We start from the raw sequence: 23,992 nt of genomic DNA on the forward strand, positions 1-23,992 counted from the left end.
ATAATTAATTTGATTTAAAATATCCTTTCATAATACCACGGTGAGAATTCTTTATAAATTGAAGAATTTCATCACGCTCTGGTGTTGCTTCCATTTCAGCTTCAATTATTTCTGAAGCTTGGGTATTGTTATAATTTTTTTGGTACAGAATTCTGTAAATATTCTGAATTTCACGTATTTTTTCTGTATCGAACCCACGTCTTCTTAAGCCAACAGAATTAATACCAACGTATGATAATGGCTCTCTAGCAGCTTTTACAAACGGAGGCACATCTTTTCTTACTAAAGATCCGCCTGTTACAAACGCATGATTACCAACAGATACAAATTGATGTACAGCCGTCATACCTGCCAACACCACATAATCGCCCACAGTTATATGGCCTGCTAGTGTACTATTGTTTGAAAAAATACAGTTATTACCCACAATACAATCATGTGCAATGTGGCAATATGCCATAATAAGGCAATTATTACCAATAACAGTTTTCATTCTATCAGCTGTTCCTCTATTTATGGTTACACATTCTCTAATGGTAACATTATCACCTATTTGTACTATGGTATCTTCACCATTGTACTTTAAGTCTTGTGGGTTTGCAGAAATAACAGAACCTGGGAAAATATTACAATTTTTACCAATGCGAGCACCTTCCATAATGGTTACATTGCTTCCTATCCATGTGCCTTCACCAATAACAACATTATTATCAATGGTAGTAAAAGGCTCAATTACTACATTTTTAGCAATTTTTGCACCTGGGTGCACGTACGCTAAGGGTTGATTCATTTTCTATTTTTTTATTAAGTAAGTATAAATGTTGTAACGCAACGTGTAAAGTTAATACTATTTAACTTTTGTTATTTGCGCCATTAATTCTGCCTCTGCACATAATTTACCATTAGCATAAGCATACCCTTGCATATGGCATATCCCACGACGAATAGGCGTAATTAATGAACATTTAAAAATTAAAGTATCACCTGGCATTACCTTTTGTTTGAATTTTACGTTATCCATTTTCATGAAAAACGTTAGATAATTTTCAGGGTCTGGTACGGTATTTAAAACCAAAATTCCACCGGTTTGTGCCATAGCTTCAACTATTAACACACCTGGCATTACAGGAGCTCCTGGGAAATGTCCTTTAAAAAACTCCTCATTCATGGTAACGTTTTTGGTGGCTGTAACGTGATTATCAGTAAGCTCAAAAACTTTATCAATTAATAAGAATGGTTGCCTGTGAGGTAACATAGCCATTATTTGGGTAATATCCATTAATGGCGTTTGGTTTAAATCTATATTAGGAACGTTGTTTCTACGTTCATTTTTTATAATTTTTGCTAATTTTTTAGCAAATTGTGTATTTACAAAATGTCCTGGCTTATTAGCAATAACTTTACCTTTTATACGGGTTCTTACCAAAGCTAAATCTCCAATAACATCAAGTAATTTGTGCCTTGCAGCTTCATTTGGGTAGTGTAACGTTAAATTATCTAAAATACCATTGGGCTTAATAGCAATACTATCTTTTTTAAATGCTACTTTTAGTTTTTCCATGGTTTCTTCAGATAAAGGTTTATCTACATAAACTATAGCATTATTTAAATCGCCTCCTTTAATTAAGCCATGCTCTAAAAGCATTTCTAGTTCGTGTAAAAAACTAAAGGTTCTAGAGTTTGCTATGTCTTCTTTAAAATCAGACATGTGCTTTAAAGTAGCGTTTTGAGTACCTAAAACTTTTGTACCAAAATCAACCATAGTGGTAATTTGATACGCTTTTGAAGGCATTACTAATATTTCACTGCCCGATTCTTCATCAGTGTAAGATACAATTTCAGTGACTTCAAATTCTTCTCTAAACGCATCTTGTTCAACAATACCTGCTTTTTCAATAGCTTCAACAAAAAACTTTGAAGACCCGTCCATAATTGGTGGTTCAGAAGCATCTAGTTCAATAATGGCATTATCAACATCTAATCCTACAAATGCTGCTAAAACATGTTCTGAGGTTTGAATTTTAACGCCATTTTTCTCTAAACAGGTACCACGTTGTGTGTTGGTAACATAATTAGCATCGGCTTCAATTATTGGAGCGCCTTCTAAATCTACGCGTTTAAAAGCCAACCCAAAATTAGCGGGTGCTGGTGTGAATTTTAGTGTAACATCTTTACCGGTGTGCAAACCAACACCTGTTAAAGATATCTCGCTTTCAATGGTTTTCTGTTTTACATCAGTGTTTATAATTCCCATTATTATTTTTCTATATCGTTTAGTTGCTTAACTATTTTTGGTAAGTTTTTAAAGTGTACGTATGATTTGTTATAATCTGAATACGGTAACGCTGGTGAGCCTTGTAGTACTTCGTTATCTTTTACATTTCGGCCAATACCAGATTGTGCTTGTATTTTTACATTATTACCAATGGTAATATGGCCAACAATACCAACTTGCCCTCCTATTTGGCAGTTCTCACCAATTTTAGTAGAACCCGCTACACCTGTTTGTGCTGCTATTACAGTATTTTTTCCAATTTCAACATTGTGTGCTATTTGTATTTGGTTGTCTAATTTCACACCCCTACGAATAACTGTTGAACCTAAGGTAGCTCTATCAATAGTAGTGGCTGCACCTATATCAACAAAATCTTCTAAAATAACATTACCTATTTGAGGTACTTTATGGTATTCGCCTTTTTCATTAGGTGCAAACCCAAAACCATCAGCACCAATAATAGCGCCAGAGTTTATAACACAATTATTACCAATTATGGTTTCAGAATATATTTTAGCACCGGCAAATACTACGGTATTATCACCTATGCTTACATTATCACCAATATATGAATTTGGAAAAATTTTAACGTTGTTGCCTATTGTTACGTTTTCACCTATATATGCAAACGCACCAATATAAATACCACTGCCGTAAGACGCTGTATTTGCTATAAAATGCGGTTGCTCTATACCTTCTTTATTATTTTTAACCTCGTTATAGTACGCTAAAAGTTTTGAAAACGATTTATAAGCATCATCAACCTTAATTAAGGTGGTGCTTATAGTGTCTTCGGGTGTAAAACTTTTATTAACAATAGCAACTGTGGCTTTTGTTGTATATATATGTGAGGTGTATTTAGGGTTTGCCAAAAAGGTTAATGAGCCTTCGGTCCCTTCTTCTATTTTTGATAGTTTAGATACTTCGGCGTCTGGATTACCTACTACATCGCCCTCTAAAATACCTGCAATTTGTTGTGCTGTAAATTTCACACTGTCTTGAGTTTGTAGTTACTTGTTAGTTTGGTAGCGCAAAAATAGAAAAAATGTACTAAAATTTGCTATGTACCATTTCTTATTAATTTTTATTTACTTAATACCTGCTTTAGGGAAACATATATAATACTTAGTTACAGGTTTTGAAAGTGTTTTTAAATTAAGGTGATCTGAGGCTTTTACAATGTCTTCAATCTTTCCATTTTTATATAAAATATTAATACCTTTGTGTTTTAATTGATACGCCTGATTTGAAATACTACCCGTAAACACAAAATAAGCAGCTTCATAACTGGTTATATTATAGGTTTGCATTAATGCCTGCATGTGGTTTTCTAAATTATTAATTTTAGCAGGTTTCTTTTTAAGTTTAATTTTTAAAAGATTTCTATTAATAATCATTTCGCAAAGGTTTCTTAAAACAAAATCATCTTCATATTGCCATTGTTTCATTGCCGAAATAATATCGTAATCATCTAAACGCGCAAAAATATCTAATGTTTCTGTGGTGAAATTAGTTTTGGTTATTTTTGTATCTAAAAAATACACAAGCGCTTTACTAGCATATAATTTATGGCCATTTTCATGAAGCTCTTTAGCGCGTTTTAACACCCTAATTAATAATTGTTCGGCCACTAAACTAGTTTTATGTAAATACACTTGCCAGTACATTAAACGTCTTGCAACTATAAATTTTTCAACACTGTAAATACCTTTTTCTTCTACAACCAACTCATCATCAACTACATTTAGCATGGTTATTAAACGTTCACTGTTTATGTTTCCTTCGGCAACGCCTGTGTAAAAACTATCGCGCTTTAAATAATCGGCTCTATCCATATCTAACTGTCCTGAAATAAGCTGACATAAAAAATTACGATGATATTCGCCTTTAAAAACAGCTATGGCAAGCGTTAAAGTTCCGTTAAATTCTTCATTTAAACGCTCCATAAAAAGCAACGAAATTTCTTCATGCGATACATTATTTACAATACTATGCTCCATGGCATGCGAAAAGGGTCCGTGGCCAATATCATGTAATAAAATGGCTATGTAAAGGGCGTTTTCTTCGTCATCAGAAATGCTAACACCCTTAAAACGAAGCACATTAACAGCTTGCTGCATTAAATGCATACAACCAATAGCGTGATGAAATCTGGTATGATGAGCGCCTGGATATACTAAATACGATAAACCCATTTGGGTTATTCGCCTAAGTCTTTGGAAGTATTTATGCTGAATTAAATCAAAAATTAACGAATTTGGAATGGTAATAAATCCGTAAATTGGGTCGTTTAATATTTTAAGTTTATTCAAACTTTTAAAAAAATTGCGGTTATATTTTACAAATATAATTATTACAATAACATATAATAGAAAGCTTTAATGAATACAATACATATACTTTGGGTTGATGATGAAATAGATTTACTAAAACCCCATATTATTTTTTTAGAACAACGCCACTATAAAGTTACCACATGTAAAAGCGGCACCGAAGCTTTAGATGCTTTAAATGATACAGCTTTTGATATTGTTTTTTTAGACGAAAACATGCCCGGGTTAACAGGCCTTGAAACTTTAAATGAAATTAAAGAAAAAAAAGCCAACCTACCCGTTGTAATGATTACTAAAAGTGAAGAAGAATACATCATGGAAGAGGCTATTGGTAATAAAATAGCAGACTATTTAATAAAACCTGTGAATCCTAACCAAATACTTTTAAGTTTAAAAAAGAATTTAGACCATTCTAGACTGGTTTCTGAAAAAACAACGTCTAATTACCAACAAGAATTTAGAAAAATAGCTATGGATTTGGCCATGGTTAACACCTATGATGAATGGGTGGAATTATACCGAAAGCTAATTTACTGGGAAATTCAATTAGAAGATATTGAAGACACCGGAATGTTTGAAATTTTAGAATCTCAAAAAAACGAAGCCAACATACAATTTGGTAAATTTATAGAGAAAAACTACCCCAAATGGTTTGAGGCTAATACTAATGCCCCCGTAATGTCTCACACATTATTTAAAGAGAAAGTAGTGCCCGAAATAACCCCCAAACAACCTACATTATTGTTGGTTATTGACAATTTACGGTACGACCAATGGAAAGCATTTGAACCCATAATAAGTAACTATTACAAAAAAGAAAAAGAAGACGCCTTTTTTAGCATTTTACCATCAGCAACACAATATGCGCGAAATGCCATTTTTTCAGGTTTAATGCCAAGTGATATGGAAACCTTGTTTCCGCAATTTTGGAAAAATGACACCGATGATGGAGGCAAAAACCTACATGAAGCCGATTTTTTAAACGCACAAATGAAACGTCTAGGTTTAAACAACTTAAACTATGAATACCACAAAATAACCAATTTAAAAAACGGAAAAAAACTAGCAGAAAACTTCAGTGCTTTAAAAAACAACGATTTAACGGTGGTAGTTTACAATTTTGTTGACATGCTATCGCATGCTAAAACCGAAATGGAAGTTGTAAAAGAATTAGCTTCAAATGATAAAGCTTACAGGTCTTTAACCCAAAGTTGGTTTAAAAATTCGCCTTTATTAGATATGATACAGCAAGCGCAACAATTAGGGTTTAAACTTATTTTAACAACAGACCACGGTACTATAAACGTTAAAAACCCATCAAAAGTTATTGGCGATAGGGAAACCAGTTTAAATTTACGCTACAAAACCGGAAGAAGTTTAACCTATGACCCCAAAGAAGTTTTTGAAGTTAAAAACCCCAAAGCATTGCATTTACCGTCTATAACCATGAGTAGTTCTTTCATTTTTGCTAAAAGCGATTCGTTTTTTGCCTACCCCAATAACTACAACCATTATGTAAGTTACTACAGAAACACGTATCAACATGGTGGTATTTCAATGGAAGAAATGATAATTCCATTTACAGTATTAAACCCAAAATAATCCATGTAACGCATAAAATATCCGATGAAATACAATTTTAACTAGGAAATTTAAAATTATATGCTTATAATTGCATTAAAATATGTGCATTTTGGAAATTAATTACACCATTGAAAACATTGCGGCTATAGCACAAAATGTAGTTAACAATTTAACTAGCAATACAATACTACTATATGGTAACATGGGTGTGGGTAAAACCACATTAGTAAAACATTTAGTAAAATGTTTAGGAAGTAATGATGAAGTGAGCAGTCCTACGTTTTCAATTGTTAATGAATATGAAACAAATACTGATACGTTAGTATATCATTTCGATTTGTACAGAATAAAAGATATTGAAGAAGCCTATAATTTTGGCATTGAAGATTATTTATATAGTGAAAACTACAAACTAATTGAATGGCCAGAATTAATAGAAAAAAATATAGATGATCATTTTAATAGAATTGATATTGTTATGAATCCTGACAATTCAAGAACATTAAAATTACATTAACCAACAAAAAAAAAAGCAGAATAACGCTGAATTTGTTACGCTAAACCAAATGTTTTAAAGTGTTTTTTTTTGATTTACGGAAAAACCATAGTGAAATTATACAAAAACCCTCTTTTTAACATTTCTTTAACATTTTGACACATACTTAAGTTTAGTCTTTGGCTACTTTTGGGGTAAATAATTAATTAATTTAAATCCCTTAAAAACATGAAAACTAAAAAGTATTTAATCGCTTTAGCGATTTTCGGAGGAATGGTATTTTTAGCACAAGCAGCTGATTCTTTTAACGATAATGGAGCAGAAACAGCAAAAGTTGACAAAAGAAAAATCAAAGTTCCAACACACGGATAAAAAAGGCTTAATAATAGGCAGTATTGTTGCTACCATAATAGCTAGTACGCCTTATTTATTCTACCTATATGAAAGTGTTCCAAACGAAAAAGTTTGGAACACTTTTTTATTTACATACAACAGTGGTTATTATGAAGACGCCAATGTGGCTATGTGGATTATTACAAGTAAATCTATTCCCTTAATTTTACTTGTTTTATGGTTTTTTACGTGTAGGCATTGGTGGTACCATGTATTATTAGTGCCCATAGCCATGTATGCTTACCAATTATTCAACACCCTAAATGAAGACCAAGTATATTTTGATTCTAACCAACTTGTATATTTAATACCTGTTATGGCTGTTTTTATTCCTTCAATATATTTAATTAGAGCACGTATTTTTAATAAAATTAACGATGCTGAAAAATCTTTAGAAGAATTAGAAGATGAGTTAAAATTATCACCAAAAAATTTCTGGCAAAAAATAAGGCAATACTTTTAATTTATTTATCATTACGTTCCAAACGGTCACGTTCTTCCAATTCAATAATGCGCTTATTAGTTTTTAGTTTGGTATTACCAAATTTATAATGAAATCCTAAAGTAAAAAGTCTATTTTCAATATTAGATTTTGTTAAAATATCTTGGTTTAAATAATTGGTACTATAATTAAAATTAAGCGTATTAAAAATATCAGTAACTCCCAGGCTTACAGAGGCCTTATTGTTCCAAAAGGCTTTTCTAAAAATCACATCCACACCCAATCGAGAGCTTGCTTCCGATGGGCCATCAACTATTGGCGAGATATAAAACAATGATGCTTCAGCACTCAAGCTTTTATCTTTTAAAAAGCTTAAATAATTTACCATCTGCATTAAATATGTCCACTTTTCAAAATTTAATACTGCATTATCACTTTCTAAAGCCACAAACTTATTATCATAATAAAAAATACTAGATAACACATACACACTCCAATCTTTAATTATTGGTGTATAAGTTGTAAAGTCAAACCCGTATGATACACTATTATCAATATTAGTACTAATGTATTTAATAAGGTTTTCATCATTATCTTGAAAACTCACTTCTAAAGCAGGATTATTTTCATAACGGTAATACAATTCAAATGTAAATGTGTTATTTAAATTATACCCTAACGTATATACATCGTCTATTTGCGGTAATAAATTAGGGTCTCCACTTATATACGTGTTATCATTCAAAAAGAATTTAAACGGATTTAATTGGTTATATCTTGGTCTATAAATCCGTTTTTTATAATTAAAATATACTTCGTGGTTTTCATGTATTCTATGTAAAAGGTTGAATGATGGAAATAACTTAAAATAGTTATTGGTATTCGTTTGGTGCAGTGATGCTGATACACTAGAAATATCGGTGTATTCACCCCGAAAACCGGCTTTAAAACTCCACGTTTTCCAATCTTTTTCAAAACTTACATAGGCAGCATAATTTGTTTCATCATAATTAAAAACATCAGAGTTATCAATATCGTCTTGTTTAATATCATTTTCAAATGAAAACTGATTTAAAACACTTTCTGAATCAATAGTAGATACCTTCACCCCTGTTTCAAACAAGGCATTATTAGGTAATGGCCATTCAAAATCAGTTTGTGCCGTACTTAATTTTATAACCTGACTTGAAAAGGTTTGGAATTTATTATTTCTAAAAGCAGTAATGGCATTGGGTAAAAAATACCCTGTATTTACATCTTGAAAATTTGAAAAATCGTAATTAGTATGATGCAAACTAGCCGATAATTGTGCGCCTTCTTTATTAAATTGGTGTTTATAATCTAACGTAAACGCCATATTAAAAAGCTCTAACACAGCATTATTTGTTGTATGAAATGTAGAATCTAAATTTTTATTAGCATCAAAAACTTCTGTAAATGAATCTACATCTGTTTGCGATGGTGTTCTGGGAGAAATCAGCAGGTTTGTGTTAAAACTCAAACTATTTTTAGCATCAATGTCATAATCAATATGAGCATTTATTGTTTTATTAGCCGATTGCCTGGTGCGTTTATAGTCTGTTTCCCAAGAAGTTGTTAGGGTGTTATTAGTATAAAAATTCACAAACTCATCATTGTTTCTATAGGCCTTTTGCGGGCTATCGCTAAAATTAAGATACGTGTTTAATTTGTTTGTTTTAAAAAAGTGACTCGTACCGTATGAAAACTTAGGAAACTGAAAACCTTGTTTGTAATTACCATAAACACTACCATGATACCCAGCTACTAAATTTTTAGTTGTTACAATATTTAAAACAGCGCCACCTTCGGCTTCATATTTTGCGGGCGGATTGGTAATAACTTCAACAGATTTTATGGTATTGGCAGGTGTAGCCTCTAAAAGCTGCATAACTTCACTAGCCGATAAATGTACTTTACGGTCGTTTATATAAACCGTGGGGTTTGAATTTTTAATAGTTATGCGGCCGTCAAACACCAAAACACCGGGTGTATGCTTTAACACATCTAACATGGTATTGTTTGATAATGTAGAGTTTTCAACATTAAAAACCAACCTATCAACCATACGCTTTATAGTTGGTTTTTTAGCCACCACTGTAACACCTTCAAGTGCTTCTGTAGCATCTTTTAATGTAACAACACCTAAACTAGTAGTGCTAAATATTTGTAGGTTTTTTTGGTGCGCTTCATAACCTAAAAAACTTATTTTAAGTTTATATGATCCTTTATTAATGTTTTCAAATACAAAATCACCATTTTCATGAGTCGTTGTACCTTTAATAACAATAGCATCCTGCATTAAAACAACATTAGCAAACGCTACAGGTGTTTGTTTCTCGTCTAGAACCTTACCTGTTACTGTATATGCTTGAGAAAACACTATATTATTAAGAAAGATAATAGAGAGGAGTAGTATTTTTTTTATCATTAGGTTAAATTCTAATTACAAAAATACATAATTTAACACATAAGCACTTCGGAAAAACCACAGAATACATCAATTAAACTATACCTTTTATCATATTATTATTTTTTTAGTAAATAAATATATTTTGTTTTAATTAGCATTCAAAAAATTATTTGTAATTTGATTTTTATAAACAAACTAAACCATGTCAAATCCATTATCGCCTTTTACTAAGCAACAGCTTATACCTCAAGAAGAAACGCTAGAAATTTTTAAAAAGAAAGGTGATTTATTTATTGGTATCCCCAAAGAAACCGCTTTTCAAGAAAAACGCATTTGTTTAACGCCCGATGCTGTTTATGCCTTAGTAAACAATGGGCATCGAGTATTGTTGGAGGCTGGCGCAGGCGAAGGTGCTAGTTTTACTGATAAAGATTATAGTGAAGCTGGTGCAGAAATAACCAAAGATACTGCCAAGGTTTTTGCTTGCCCCATGATATTAAAGGTAGAACCACCTACGTTAGAACAAATAAAACTTATAAACCCAGGTACTATATTAATATCGGCACTACAATTAAAAACACAAACGAAAAAATATTTTGAAGCCCTTGCAGCAAAACGCATTACGGCACTTGCTTTTGAATTCATTAAAGATGCTGACGGCACATATCCTGCCGTAAAATCGTTAAGTGAAATAGCTGGTACAGCCTCGGTATTAATTGCTTCCGAGTTATTATCAAACCCGCATACAGGTAACGGCCTTATGTTTGGCAATATAAGTGGTGTACCACCCGTAGAAGTAGTTATTTTAGGCGCTGGTACTGTAGGCGAATTTGCAGCAAGAGGTGCCATGGGCCTTGGAGCAAACGTTAAGGTTTTTGATAATTCTATAACCAAACTACGCTGTATTCAAACACATTTGGGGCGTCCATTTTTCACCTCTACCATTCAACCCAAAAACTTAACCAAAGCTTTAAAACGTTGCGATGTGGTTATTGGAGCTGTAAGAGGTAAAAACAGATCGCCTATAGTAGTTTCTGAAAGCTTGGTACAAACCATGAAAAAAGGGGCTATTATTATTGATGTAAGTATTGATATGGGCGGGTGTTTTGAAACCAGTGAAGTAACATCACATAAAAATCCTACCTTTGAAAAACATGGTGTTGTACATTATTGCGTACCTAACATTCCTGCTAGATACCCAAAAACAGCCTCAGTATCAATAAGTAACATTTTTACACCCTATTTAATGCAAATTGCTGAAGATGGTGGCTTAGAAAATTCATTGCGAATAGACCGTGGTTTAAGAAATGGATTGTATTTTTACCACGGCATTTTAACAAGCAAACCCGTTGGTGAATGGTTTGATTTAAGCTATAACGATGCCAATTTGCTCATTTTTTAAATAGCGCTTACAAAAGTAATACACAATACATGAAATTAATGCAACGTTTAGGCTACTATTTGGGTGGCTTTTCAGTAGGTTTAATCATTTTAGCTTTTTTTTTAAGCGGCAAAAAAACATCATGTAGCTACGGCCCTGAAGCACGTGTTTTAAAAAACATACATGCAAAAACTTTAGATTATACCCCAACATTTATTAAAGATTCTGTAGCTATTAAACAGGTTTTAAATACAGGCAACGTGGTGTTTTCAAAAAGCAACCCAAGGCAAACACCTTGTGGCACTTATTTTATTGAAGGCCAGCATAATGATTATATGTATGAATTAACCATACAAAACTGTGATAGCACTGCCACAGTTTTGCATTTTAACCACGCCCCGTAACATGCTAAAACGTGGTTTTGATATTGTTTTTTCGGCACTAGGTATCATTGTAACAGCGCCCTTATTAGCTGTTATTGCACTACTTATAAAATTAGACTCTAAAGGCCCTATATTATTTATACAAGAGCGTGTTGGTAAAAACAATACAGACTTTAATATTTATAAATTTAGAACCATGCGCGTACGTTCTGAAACCTCAGGATTGTTAACGCTTGGTAATAATGATACTAGAATAACCAAAGTAGGCTATATTTTAAGGCGCTATAAATTAGACGAATTTCCGCAGTTATTCAATATTTTAAAAGGCGATATGAGTTTTGTAGGGCCACGACCAGAATTACGGTATTATGTTAATTTCTATAGTGAAGATGATATGAAAATTTTTGCTGTTCGCCCAGGTATTACGGGGCTCGCGTCATTAAAATACCGCAATGAAGTAGAACTTTTAGAGGCCGCCGATAACCCAGAGCAGTATTTTATACATACCATTATGCCTGATAAACTTCGCTACAACAAAACCTATATCAAACAACAAAGTTTATTATTAGATATAAAGCTCATTTTACAAACTATTATAACCGTTGTTACCAAATAGCGTTTCAATAAAACCCTTTTTAAACACTATAATGTAGCGTTGTTTGTAAAAAAATCATTACTAGTTAAATCCATGTGAATATAACATCTTGAGATAGCACATTCTTTTCAAAGCCAACACACTTAAAGTTAAAACATCGTATATTTATCCTAACAAGCGCCATTTAATTTTAAAATATACATGACCCCAAATACATCCCATTATTTAGACCACCTTTTTAATACCTGCGAAGAGGGTGCTGCACAAATCCCAAATATTCCACAAAATAGCACGTTTAATTTTTCTGAAGATACCATTTTAATAACAGGTGCTGCTGGCACAATAGGCAGTGCGTTAACAAAACGTTTGGCTACTTCAAATGCAAAAAAAATAATAGCCGTTGATATTGCAGAATCGCCACTATACAACCTTAGTAAAGCTTTAGAACATACTACAAATAAGCATATAACGTATGTGCTTTTAGATATTTTAGATACCGAAGCCTTAGAAAACCTATTTAAAACGCACAACCCCACACTGGTATTTCATACAGCGGCATATAAGCATGTACCGCTTATGGAAAGCGCTCCTTACAACGCTGTAAGAGTAAATATTTTAGGCACTAAACATGTAGCCGATGTAGCGCACACATACAAGGTACAAACCTTTGTTTTTATATCTACCGATAAGGCTGTAAATCCGTCTGGTATTATGGGTATGAGCAAAAAAATAGCCGAAAATTATATACAAGCATTATCCCATAAAAGCAGCACACGCTTTACAACAGCCCGTTTTGGTAATATTTTTGGTTCAAATGGTTCGGTGGTATGCCAATTTAAACAACAAATAGCCTTGGGTGTGCCGTTAACCCTTACAGACGAAAATATTACGCGCTATTTCATAGCTATACAAGATGCTTGCTCAGGTATTTTGCAAATAGCTAGCTTTAACAACAAAGCTTATACACTATATAGCTTTAATATGGGGGCACCTATTAAAATTATAGATATTGCTACCAAGCTTTTACAGCTTCACAATAAAACCATACACGGAAACATTACCATTACAGGTTTAAGAGCTGGTGAAAAATTTTCAGAAACATTAGTTGCTGATAATGAAACCTTAATACCTACCAAAAACAAGGCAATTTATAAAGTTGAAACAGACACAGCAACCAATAAAAATATTGATATGGCGGTGTTTAAATCTGTAAAACCCCATACAAATCCCCAAAGTATCAAAGCGTTATTACAAGCATCCTTATAAGTTATAAGGTAGTAATCACCACGCTACATTAGGTCTTTCTACGTTTTTTTTCTTTTGTTAGCAGCGCCAATTCGCGTCCCGTTTGTCCTGCAACCGATGTGTTTTCTTCAGCCCTTCTAATTAAATACGGCATCACATCTTTCACAGGGCCAAAAGGTACATACTTTGCCACGTTATAACCACGGTGTGCTAAATTAAAGCTAATATGATCACTCATACCATATAATTGTCCAAACCAAACTCTAGGATCGTTATTAGCAATATTATGCGCCTTCATTAAATCCATAAGTAAATAAGAACTATTCTCATTATGTGTACCCGCAAATAAGGCAATGGTATCAATATGTTCCATAATGTATTTTAAACCCGCATTAAAATTTTCATCAGTTGTAAATTTGTCTTTGCATATAGGTGATGTATAACCACGGTCTTCAGCCCTATCATTTTCCTTTTCCATATACGCACCACGTACCAGTTTATACCCTAAAAAATAGCCTTCGGCAACAGCTTTTTCATGTTCTTTTTTAAGAAACGCCATACGGTCGTGCCTATACATTTGTAAGGTATTAAAAATAAGGGCTTTTTCTGTGTTGTAGGTTTTCATCATGCGTGTAACCAACCCATCGGCCGCATCTTGCATCCAGCTTTCTTCGGCATCAATTAAAATAGCCACATCATAAGCTTTCGCTTTTTTACAAACAGCATCAAACCTGTTTACAATACGTTGCCACTCCTCTTGTTCTACTTCAGTTAAGGGGGTACCTGCGCCTACTTTTTCGTATAAACTAATTTTACCAAAAGCCGTAGGCTTAAAAACAGCAATGGGTATGGCCTCTAAATTTTTAGCGAATTCAATAATGTATAGTATTTTCTCTAGGGTTGTATCAAAATGCGCTTCGTTGTTTTTACCTTCAACAGAATAATCTAAAACAGAACTCACCCCTTTATCATACATAGCATTAATAACGGGCAAACAATCGTTTTCATTAACACCACCACAAAAATGATCAAACACTGTAGAACGTATTAAACCTTCAATGGGCAAATGGGCTTTTAATGCAAAATTAGTAGCCGCTGTACCTATTCTAACCAAGGGTTCAATAGAAATCATTTTAAACAAAAAATAAGCACGTTCTAATTGCGCATCGTTCTTTAATGAAAAAGCAATTTCAGTATTATCAAAAATTTGATTGTTTTGTTGCATTATCTTTAAAATTTTCGGCAAATATAATTAACCTTATGTTACCATTTTATATAAAAACGCCGTAATTTCACAGCTTTAAAAATTTTAACTTTTTTTATGGATTCTATTACTTACAAAAATTGTAAAATTCATTTCAATACAACGTGTTATACGGCTATAAATGCGCATATACAACAGCATAATTTTTCTAAAATATTCATTTTAGTTGATGAAAACACCCATACCCATTGTTTACCACTATTTTTAGAACAATTACATACTGATATAGCTATTGAAATTATTGAAATAGAATCTGGCGAAATACACAAAACAATAGATACCTGTGTGGGTGTATGGAACACACTATCAGACTTGGATGCCGACAGAAAAAGTTTAATGATAAACATTGGCGGTGGTGTTATAACAGACCTTGGCGGTTTTGTAGCATGCACTTTTAAAAGAGGCATTGCCTATGTTAATGTACCTACTACCCTATTATCAATGGTAGATGCATCGGTGGGTGGTAAAACGGGTGTAGATTTAGGGCACTTAAAAAATCAAATTGGTGTTATTAGTGATCCTGATATGGTACTAATAGACCCTAACTTTTTGCATACATTACCCGCAAACCAAATGCGTTCTGGTTTAGCCGAAATGTTAAAACATGGCCTCATTAGCAGTGATGCGTATTGGCAAAAATTTCAAGAGTTATCGGCATTAACATTAGCAGATTTAGATATGCTGATTTATGAATCGGTAATTATTAAAAAGAACGTAGTAGACGAAGACCCGTTTGAAGATGGTATACGCAAAACCCTAAACTACGGCCATACACTTGGTCATGCTATAGAGTCGTATTTTTTAAGCAACCCCAATAAAACCACACTTTTACATGGTGAAGCTATTGTAATAGGTATGATTTTAGCCTGTTATATTTCTACCGAATTAACTAATTTTCCTAAGGCATTAACTGATAGTATAAAAACACTGTTTATAAGTTACTACGGAAAAGTCACTATAAACAAAGATGAATACGCACCTATCATGGAGCTTCTTAAATATGATAAAAAGAACAACCATGGCAATATCAATTTTGTATTGTTAGAAGCTATAGGTAAACCAAAAATAGATTGCAAAGTTGATAATGATATCATTATTGATGCGTTTGAATATTACGCCAGTTAATTAGTAACAATAATGTCGTCATTACTAACACCGTAAAGCAATCCAATACTTTAAAAATCAAAAAAACGTCTGCAATTATAAAATCACAGACGTTTTTTTATTTATAATTATCCTTAGCTTTTAAGCCTTCCCTTTTCTAAACCAGCCTTTCTTTTGTGGAGTACCATAATACCCATAACTACCACCATATCCAAAATTAGATTCTTGTACATCATTCACTACAAGCATCATACCGTTTAACTTATTATCAGCATGCAGTTCTTTAGCAAAGTTTAAAATACGCTTTTCAGTGTAGCCTGCTCTAGTAACATAAATAGTATGGCCGGCGTACTGGCTTATCAACAACGTATCGGTAACTAACATAGCAGGAGCTGTATCAACAATAACATAATCGTATTCTTTTGATGCATTCTCAAATAATGCTTTCATACGGTTGCTCATTAACAACTCTGCAGGGTTTGGTGGTATTTTACCAGACAGCATAATATCTATAGTAACCTCATTCATAGTGTAAGAGTTTACTGTATCTTTAATGGTTACAGCATCATCCACCAAATAATCGGTTAAACCCGTTTCAGCCGCTTCTGTATTTACTTTACTTTTAATAGCTTCAAAAATTTGTGGGTTTCTAATATCAGCACCAATTAGCAATACACGCTTTCCAGAATTAGCCATGGTAAGGGCCAAATTCAAACTTACAAACGATTTCCCTTCACCACTAATAGTAGAGGTAACAAAAATAACATTATCGTTATCTTTAACCTGTCTGCCTTTAGTTATAAAATCAATATTGGTACGAATAATTCTAAAAGACTCCGACATGATAGAGCGGTCGTTTCGTCTTACCAAACCATTGGCTTTCTTTCCAAAGTTTGGTATTTCTCCTAAAACGGTCATATTAGAAATTTCCTGCTGTAAATCTTCTTTATTATGAATTTTAGTATCTAATAAATCTTTCACATATATAATACTAAACGGAATAAACAAGCCTAAAAAGAAGGCGCCAAAAATAAGCACCGTAGGTTGTGGTGCTATAAAACTTCCTAAACTATACGGACTTTCAACTATTTTAATTTTAGGTGAAATGGACGAAATAGATATGTGGGCCTCTTCACGTTTTTCTAATAGAAAAATATACATAGATTCTATAATGCCTTGCTTACGTTGTATAGAGCGCAGTGTACGTTCTTGGTTAGGCGCAGAATATAATTTAGAGTTTATTTTACGCGAACTACTTTGTAAAGCTCCTAATTGTATGTTTAAGGTTTGCTTGGTATTATTAATACTTTGCATTAAATTTCCACGAATTTGTCCCAACGTATTATCTAGCTCAACCACAACGGCATTATTTTCACCGGCACTTTTTAGGTAATTACTACGTTGCGCTAGTAACTCATTATAGCGGCTTGCCATATTGTTTATAGCGGCATCACCCCCACCAATGTTTGATGGAATACTCTCATACGGGTTATCACCTAAAGCACCTCCCATATAATCTAACAAGCGTAATTGCGTTTTCGCATTTTGAATAAGCTCTTCATTTTGAACACTAGACGTAAATGCTTGTTCAGAAGTACTTGCAATATCAGCAATACGGTTGCGCGATTTATATCCTACAATACTATCATCTACATTTTCAAGATCAGAGGCAATAGATTGCACACGCTCATTAATAAAGTTGGCAGTATTTATAGCTTGTCGTCGTTTTTTATTAATAGAAGCCGTGTCATATTCATCAATAAGTGTCCCAATAATATCAATGGCTTTTTTCTCTACGGGGTCATCCATAGTAATATTCAATACCTTTGATGATTCCCCACTAGGATACACACCTATTCTATTTTTTAAACTTTGTGCAACACGCTCTACAGGTATAATATTTACTTTAATAATTTGATTAACATACCCACTAATATTATTATTAGGGGTTAAAATCATGCCGCCAAAATGCGTGTCTACCTTTTCACCAAACGCCAGTTGTTTGGGGGCATCGTCCTCATGCAGTCTGTAATTAAAGTTTGTATTAGATGTCGCTTCAACATAAAACGTAAAACCCACTTCATTAATTAATGAATCAGAAGCTATAAAGTTTATTTGAAACGGTTTATTGGTGTATAATTCGTAATCTTTAACACGACCAATTGAAAAATACTGAATGTTTAAATTGAGTTTATCAACAATATTTCTTAAAAATTCTCTAGATTTTATAACCTGAATTTCGTCATCTATTTTAGCAGCATCATCGCCTGAAAAAATAGTTAAATCTTTAATAGCCGCTTTTCCGGTTTCATTTTCACCATCGTCTAACACCATAATTTTAGCCATGGCAGTATATTCAGGCACTAAAGAACGCATTTGAAAATAGGCTAATACTAAACAAATTAATACCGAAAGTGCAAACCACTTCCAATGTTTGGTATATCCGCTTATAAACTTTTTAAGATCAAAATTTTGAAATCCGTTTCCTTTAGGTGTTTGGTTTAAAGGTTCCATATAATAGTAATTGTCTTATCGGGTAAGTATAACTGCTAAACTAACTATAATACCGGCCACTGATGATATAACGCCAATACGTGAATCTCCAGATGCTCTACTAATACCGCCTTTGTTTGGTTTTACATACACAATATCATTTTGTGTTAAATAAAACACGGGCGAATTAAATACTTCTTTACTCGTTAAATCTATCTCAGTGTAAGTTTTCGTGCCATTAAAGTCTCTAATAACCATAATATCTTTACGCTTGCCATTTATATTAAGGTCGCCTGCCATAGCAATGGCTTCTAATATAGAAATACGTTCACCACTTATAGGGTACACACCAGGGTTATTTACCCAACCTAAAATACTTACGCGGTAATTTTTTATACGCATAATTACCACCGGATCTTTTAATAATTGCCCTTGTTCAAATTTCTTTTTCAAAAGTGCTTTGGCTTCTTCAACCGTAAGGCCTATCATTTTTATCTTACCTAACACGGGGTAATCAATATTACCATCGGCATCAATAAGATAATCAATTAACTGGCCTCCACCATCACCACCAGTGGCCTCCACTAAATTATAAGGTTTGGTGACTTCAAGGTTTAAAGTAGATACATTAATACTTAAAATATCGCCAATTTTTAATTTGGCTTTAAAGGTATCAGTATCCACAATGGTTTCAAAATTTTTAGCATTTTGAAAATACACCACATCTTTTTTGGTATAGCACGATGTAAGCGTTAGTATAACAATGCAAAGGCATAGCACCTTGCATCTATTAAAATAGGTGATCATACAATTAAAAATATTTGGGGAAAATAATAATTTTAAACCAGTTATTAAAGGCTCTTTGAGGTTTTGTTTGCTTTGGTATCCTGCGTTTGCGCTAAACTTTTAGCTTTCTTGTATATTTGCACACGCTTATCAAAACGCTCATAATCTGAGTTATTTGATTTATACTCTGGTATAAGTTCCTTCATTTTTAAAACAATATTATTGTTTTGGAAACGATTGGTAATACACAGCTCCTCTATTTGCGCTTTTACCTGGGCATAGTCTAAATCTCTGGTTTTACTAATCATTATTTTCTTATGGTAAGTTGATAACGTGTTTTCACCATTCGCTAATAATTCTTCGTATAATTTCTCACCAGGTCTTAGGCCCGTAATTTTAATATCAATATCATCAGGATAATGTAAGCCTGATAGTTTTATCATGTTTTTGGCTAGGTCAAATATTTTAACAGACTCACCCATATCAAAAATAAATATTTCGCCACCTTTACCCATAGTACCTGCTTCTAACACTAACTGTGACGCTTCTGGTATCGTCATAAAATAACGCGTAATATCTTTATGAGTTAATGTTAAAGGCCCGCCTTGTTCAATTTGCTTTTTAAATAATGGAATGACAGAACCGTTAGAACCTAAAACATTACCAAAACGTGTGGTAATAAACTTCGTTTTACTTTCTTTTTGTAAACAGCTAATATACATTTCAGCCATACGCTTCGTAGCTCCCATAACGCTGGTAGGATTTACCGCTTTATCAGTAGATACAAAAACGAACTTTTTAACATTATAGCGCGATGCTGTATCTGCTAAAAGCTTCGTACCATTCACATTAATTTTGATAGCCTCATAAGGCGATTTTTCCATTAAAGGCACATGCTTGTAAGCCGCCGCATGAAACACCATAGTAGGGTTGTAATACTGAAAAATAGCATCCATACGTAACCCATCTCTAATATCGGCTACTATGGCTGTAAAATTATGTTTCCCAGCACGTTTTAAACCTTGTTCTACATCGTATAGCGCAGATTCTGCCTGATCTACTAAAATTAAATGCTTAACATCAAAGTTTGAAATTTGATTAACCAACTCACTACCAATAGATCCTGCAGCACCCGTTACAATAACCGTTTCCCCTTTAAACTCATTTAATAAATTAGGGTTTTCTATCTCAATAGGTTTACGCCCTAATAAATCTTCTATCTGGAATTGCTTAATTTGGTTGGCACTAAACTCGCCATCAATCCACTTTTCAATTGGTGGTACTTTTTTAACCTCTACATCTAAAGCGGTTAAACTATCCACTAAACGTATAATACGTCTGGGTTCAATAGTTTGCGCCGCTACAATAATTTCATCAATAGCATGCTTCTTAATAAAACGGGTATCTACATTTTTTGAAGGTACTATACTAATACCATTAATTAATTTACCACGTTTTTTGGCATCATCATCAATAAAATTAATAATGTTAAACTTTTTATCTGTACCACTTAATAAGGCGTTATAAGTAACAATACCCGAATCGCCTGCCCCATAAATTAATATATTTTTAGATGTTTTAAACTTACATTTTAACGTATTGTAAATTAACTTAAACGCTAACCTACTGCCAGCCAATGCTACAAAGCTTAATAACGCATGAATCACAATAATGGTTAAAGGAATGGTAAACTTAGGTAACAAACCAAACGCTCTATTAACCAATACACTTATACCACAAATGGCCGCTATAAGTGTTACAGATTTAAACACATTAACCACATCGGTAAAACCGGTATGTCTAATCACACTTTTATGTGAGCCTACTATTAAAAAGCTCACACCAGCTACAAAGGCTAAAAATGGTAATTGTACAAAAAATTGATTCGTATCAAAGTTTAGTGTAAAATTAAAGCGTATAACGTACGCTACAAATAAGGTAGCTAATACAATTGATAAATCAATTAAAAACACCAGCCATTTTGAGGCATAGCGTTGTGATAACTTAAATAGGTAGTTTTGTATCATGATAAATTAGGGGTTTTCAATATAATATGTAATATACGTTCTAAATCATTCGGGGTTAAATTAGAACCACTAGGTAAACAAAGGCCTTTTTCAAAAAGGTCTTCAGATACACCGTTGGTATAATGCACACAATCTTTAAATACTGGTTGGGTGTGCATAGGTTTCCATAAAGGTCTCGATTCTATATCGTCTGCCAATAAAGCCAAACGTATGGCTTCGCGTGTTTCAAAACTATCGGTTTTAATACACGTTAACCAACGGTTTGAGAAAAACCCAGCAGGTTCCTCTAAAAACGTTATGTTTTCTAAATGTGATAACTGGTGTTTGTAAACATCATAGTTGTGGCGTCTGGCCGCTACACGGTCGTCTAAAACTTCCATTTGGCCTCTACCAATGCCAGCAACCACATTACTCATACGGTAATTATACCCAATAGCAGAATGCTGGTAGTGTGGTGCATCATCGCGGGCTTGTGTGGCTAAAAACACCGCCTTATCTTTCATAGCCTGTGTATTGGTTATTAAAGCACCGCCACCCGATGTGGTTATTATTTTATTACCGTTAAATGACAATATACCCATATCGGCCAAGGTACCACAAGGCTGCCCCTTGTAGGTACTACCTAAAGCTTCAGCACTATCTTCAATTACAGGAATATCGTAGGCTTTAGCAACCGCATTAATAGCGTCTGCGTTGTATGGCATACCATATAAATGCACCGCTATAATGGCTTTTGGTTTTTTATTATGAGCTAAACGGTCTTTTATAGCTGCTTCCAACAAGGCAGGACACATGTTCCAAGTATCAGCTTCACTATCAATAAAAATAGGCGTAGCCCCTTGGTATACTATAGGGTTTGCAGAGGCTGAAAAGGTAAAACTCTGGCATAGTACCTCGTCACCTGCACCAACGTCTAATAATTGTAATGCTAAATGGATAGCTGCGGTACCTGCACTTAAAGCCGCTACATGCTTGGTGTTGCCTAAGTAGCCTTTAATAGCATCCTCAAAACCATTCACATTAGGTCCTAATGGCGCAATCCAATTCGTATCAAAAGCCTCATTCACATACTGGCGCTCAGTGCCGCCCATGTGAGGTGATGATAAATAAATTCTGGTTTTGGTTAGCATCTACATATATTTTTGTAAGATAAAACATGTAAACCCAACTGTTCACTAGGTAGTAAAAAATAAAAGCTTGTAATATGTTCCCTCTTAATCATAAATAAATTAATATCAAATCTTTATATCTATAACTGTTAATAATACCTAAAAAGTCTTCGCGCTTGCAGCATGAAACATAAACCTAGAGAGACTTTTCAATCTAAAAGAACTTTTAAGTACTGTATTAAACAATTAAATCAACTTGCTATTAATCAATTCAATCTTGTTTGTTTCCGGGTGTAAATTTAGTAATAGTTTTTATGTGCAAAACAGGGTTTTTACTTATTTCGCCAAAAGCTATATTAATTTCGGTTAAATACATCAAGGCATGTGTTAGATAGGTATTCTTTAGCGGATGGTCGATAGTACCATGGGCTAAGCACCACACAAACGCCTAAATAATACTAGGTAATATACTACAATTGTTATTTTTTAGGCTTTTGCAAGCATAACTCAATACAATTTAGCATCTTTGAACTCTCAATACTTCTATCACTATGAAAATACTCGTTACAGGTGCTGCGGGTTTTATAGGCTTTCACGTATGTAACCGCCTTTTAGAACAAGGACACCACGTTGTTGGTTTAGATAATATCAATGATTATTATGATGTGCAATTAAAATACGCACGCCTACAGCAACTTGGTATTTCTAAAGACGATGCTGCGGTATTTTTAAAACACACCAGCAGCCGAACTTACCCGCACTTTAGCTTTGTTAAAATGCATTTGGAAGATCGGGAGGCGCTCCCTAAGCTTTTTGCTTCCGAAAATTTTGATGTGGTATGCAATTTAGCCGCACAAGCAGGCGTACGTTATAGCATTGAAAACCCTGAAACCTATATTGATGCTAATATTGTAGGTTTTTTAAATATTTTAGAGTGTTGCCGCCATCACCACATCAAACACTTAGTATACGCCAGCAGCTCTAGTGTATATGGGCTTAACACCCAAATACCTTTTGCTACCAACCATCAGGTAGATACCCCCATCAGTTTATATGCCGCTAGTAAAAAAAGTAACGAACTTATGGCGCATACCTATAGCCATTTATTTAAGTTTCCTACCACAGGATTACGCTTTTTTACCGTTTACGGCCCTTGGGGCAGACCCGATATGGCCATGTTTTTATTTACAGATGCCATTGTAAAAGGGCAACCCATAAAGGTGTTTAATAATGGCCAGATGGCACGCGATTTCACCTATATAGATGATATTGTTGCAGGTGTTGTACGTATTATTGAAAAAGACACCACCCCCAGAACCACTACCAATCAACTGTATAAAGTGTATAATATAGGTAATAACAACGCCGTAAAACTTTTAGATTTTATTGAAGCTATTGAAACACATTTAGGTACAACAGCTCAAAAGCACATGCTCCCTATGCAACCGGGTGATGTCGCACAAACCTGGGCAGATGTTACAGATTTAATGCGCGATTACAATTACAAACCCCAAACACCTATTAGCAATGGCGTTAAAGCGTTCATTAATTGGTATAAAACGTATTACAATGTTACCTAAATGTTAACACAGGGATTTCGTCGGAAAAAATGTATAATTAACATAATAAGTATGCTGGTTTAATATTTTTT

The 23,992-nt window shown here is 33.6% G+C and carries 20 protein-coding genes; 10 read left to right on the top strand and 10 right to left on the bottom strand.

What is annotated here, in order from left to right; genetic code table 11:
- Nucleotides 1-4: 4 nt before the first annotated feature.
- The 4 genes from lpxA to FUA26_RS06100 all read right to left on the bottom strand — a co-directional run bounded on the left by lpxA (nt 5) and on the right by FUA26_RS06100 (nt 4,587).
- Nucleotides 5-790 carry an acyl-ACP--UDP-N-acetylglucosamine O-acyltransferase gene (gene lpxA, locus FUA26_RS06085; RefSeq protein WP_147133049.1) on the bottom strand — a complete coding sequence of 262 codons (786 nt, stop codon included), beginning with the start codon at nt 788-790 and terminating at the stop codon, nt 5-7.
- Between the two features lie 57 nt (nt 791-847).
- Nucleotides 848-2,254 carry a bifunctional UDP-3-O-[3-hydroxymyristoyl] N-acetylglucosamine deacetylase/3-hydroxyacyl-ACP dehydratase gene (locus tag FUA26_RS06090; RefSeq protein ID WP_147133052.1) on the bottom strand — a complete coding sequence of 469 codons (1,407 nt, stop codon included), beginning with the start codon at nt 2,252-2,254 and terminating at the stop codon, nt 848-850.
- A 2-nt stretch (nt 2,255-2,256) separates the two neighbouring features.
- The gene (gene lpxD, locus FUA26_RS06095) at nt 2,257-3,267 is read right to left on the bottom strand and encodes a UDP-3-O-(3-hydroxymyristoyl)glucosamine N-acyltransferase (protein WP_147133055.1); all 1,011 of its coding nucleotides are present in this window, start codon (nt 3,265-3,267) and stop codon (nt 2,257-2,259) included.
- A gap of 96 nt (nt 3,268-3,363) precedes the next feature.
- Nucleotides 3,364-4,587 (bottom strand): HD domain-containing protein, encoded by a 1,224-nt coding sequence (locus FUA26_RS06100; protein WP_147133058.1) that lies wholly within the window; start codon nt 4,585-4,587, stop codon nt 3,364-3,366.
- Between the two features lie 69 nt (nt 4,588-4,656).
- On the opposite strand from FUA26_RS06100, the gene porX reads away from it, so the two are divergent.
- The 4 genes from porX (at nt 4,657) to FUA26_RS06115 (ending at nt 7,544) form a co-directional block, all read left to right on the top strand.
- A complete protein-coding gene (porX, locus tag FUA26_RS06105) occupies nt 4,657-6,210 on the top strand; it encodes a T9SS response regulator signal transducer PorX (protein WP_147133061.1) in 1,554 nt (517 codons plus the stop codon).
- A gap of 82 nt (nt 6,211-6,292) precedes the next feature.
- Nucleotides 6,293-6,709, top strand: coding sequence for a tRNA (adenosine(37)-N6)-threonylcarbamoyltransferase complex ATPase subunit type 1 TsaE (gene tsaE, locus FUA26_RS06110; protein WP_394344912.1), 417 nt, complete (start codon nt 6,293-6,295; stop codon nt 6,707-6,709).
- 207 nt (nt 6,710-6,916) lie between these two features.
- Nucleotides 6,917-7,060, top strand: a complete 144-nt coding sequence (locus tag FUA26_RS15675; protein WP_186826870.1) for a hypothetical protein — start codon at nt 6,917-6,919, stop codon at nt 7,058-7,060.
- A complete protein-coding gene (locus FUA26_RS06115) occupies nt 7,023-7,544 on the top strand; it encodes a hypothetical protein (RefSeq protein WP_246109086.1) in 522 nt (173 codons plus the stop codon). Before FUA26_RS15675 ends, FUA26_RS06115 begins: the two co-directional genes overlap by 38 nt.
- A 1-nt stretch (nt 7,545) precedes the next feature.
- Here the strand turns inward: FUA26_RS06115 and FUA26_RS06120 are convergent, their stop codons facing one another.
- The gene (locus tag FUA26_RS06120) at nt 7,546-9,972 is read right to left on the bottom strand and encodes a TonB-dependent receptor domain-containing protein (RefSeq protein ID WP_147133070.1); all 2,427 of its coding nucleotides are present in this window, start codon (nt 9,970-9,972) and stop codon (nt 7,546-7,548) included.
- Nucleotides 9,973-10,156: 184 nt separating this feature from the next.
- On the opposite strand from FUA26_RS06120, the gene FUA26_RS06125 reads away from it, so the two are divergent.
- From FUA26_RS06125 to FUA26_RS06140, 4 genes are all read left to right on the top strand, one after another.
- Complete coding sequence (locus tag FUA26_RS06125; protein ID WP_147133073.1) at nt 10,157-11,356, top strand: alanine dehydrogenase; 1,200 nt, start codon at nt 10,157-10,159, stop codon at nt 11,354-11,356.
- A 29-nt stretch (nt 11,357-11,385) separates the two neighbouring features.
- The gene (locus FUA26_RS06130; protein WP_147133076.1) at nt 11,386-11,739 is read left to right on the top strand and encodes a hypothetical protein; all 354 of its coding nucleotides are present in this window, start codon (nt 11,386-11,388) and stop codon (nt 11,737-11,739) included.
- Nucleotide 11,740: 1 nt separating this feature from the next.
- Nucleotides 11,741-12,334, top strand: coding sequence for a sugar transferase (locus FUA26_RS06135; protein WP_147133079.1), 594 nt, complete (start codon nt 11,741-11,743; stop codon nt 12,332-12,334).
- Nucleotides 12,335-12,514: 180 nt separating this feature from the next.
- Nucleotides 12,515-13,579, top strand: a complete 1,065-nt coding sequence (locus FUA26_RS06140) for an SDR family NAD(P)-dependent oxidoreductase (protein WP_147133082.1) — start codon at nt 12,515-12,517, stop codon at nt 13,577-13,579.
- Between the two features lie 28 nt (nt 13,580-13,607).
- On the opposite strand, the gene FUA26_RS06145 is transcribed toward FUA26_RS06140, so the two are convergent.
- Nucleotides 13,608-14,783: a proline dehydrogenase family protein gene (locus tag FUA26_RS06145; RefSeq protein ID WP_147133085.1), complete on the bottom strand. Its 1,176-nt coding sequence runs from the start codon at nt 14,781-14,783 to the stop codon at nt 13,608-13,610.
- 96 nt (nt 14,784-14,879) lie between these two features.
- Here FUA26_RS06145 and aroB point away from each other — a divergent pair, with 96 nt between their 5' ends.
- Nucleotides 14,880-15,947 (top strand): 3-dehydroquinate synthase, encoded by a 1,068-nt coding sequence (gene aroB / locus FUA26_RS06150; RefSeq protein ID WP_147133087.1) that lies wholly within the window; start codon nt 14,880-14,882, stop codon nt 15,945-15,947.
- 120 nt (nt 15,948-16,067) lie between these two features.
- On the opposite strand, the gene FUA26_RS06155 is transcribed toward aroB, so the two are convergent.
- From FUA26_RS06155 to FUA26_RS06170, 4 genes are all read right to left on the bottom strand, one after another.
- On the bottom strand, nt 16,068-18,440 hold the full coding sequence (locus tag FUA26_RS06155; protein WP_147133090.1) for a GumC family protein: 2,373 nt from the start codon (nt 18,438-18,440) through the stop codon (nt 16,068-16,070).
- Nucleotides 18,441-18,455: 15 nt separating this feature from the next.
- Nucleotides 18,456-19,142 carry a polysaccharide biosynthesis/export family protein gene (locus FUA26_RS06160; protein ID WP_246109087.1) on the bottom strand — a complete coding sequence of 229 codons (687 nt, stop codon included), beginning with the start codon at nt 19,140-19,142 and terminating at the stop codon, nt 18,456-18,458.
- A 128-nt stretch (nt 19,143-19,270) separates the two neighbouring features.
- Entirely contained in the window at nt 19,271-21,232 is a 1,962-nt protein-coding gene (locus tag FUA26_RS06165) for a polysaccharide biosynthesis protein (protein ID WP_147133096.1), read from the bottom strand.
- The gene (locus FUA26_RS06170; protein ID WP_147133099.1) at nt 21,229-22,362 is read right to left on the bottom strand and encodes a DegT/DnrJ/EryC1/StrS family aminotransferase; all 1,134 of its coding nucleotides are present in this window, start codon (nt 22,360-22,362) and stop codon (nt 21,229-21,231) included. Before FUA26_RS06170 ends, FUA26_RS06165 begins: the two co-directional genes overlap by 4 nt.
- A gap of 530 nt (nt 22,363-22,892) precedes the next feature.
- On the opposite strand from FUA26_RS06170, the gene FUA26_RS06175 reads away from it, so the two are divergent.
- The gene (locus FUA26_RS06175) at nt 22,893-23,921 is read left to right on the top strand and encodes an NAD-dependent epimerase (protein ID WP_147133102.1); all 1,029 of its coding nucleotides are present in this window, start codon (nt 22,893-22,895) and stop codon (nt 23,919-23,921) included.
- Nucleotides 23,922-23,992 lie beyond the last annotated feature (71 nt).

Origin of the sequence: Seonamhaeicola algicola (assembly GCF_007997385.1) — a bacterium.
Lineage (GTDB): Bacteria > Bacteroidota > Bacteroidia > Flavobacteriales > Flavobacteriaceae > Seonamhaeicola > Seonamhaeicola algicola.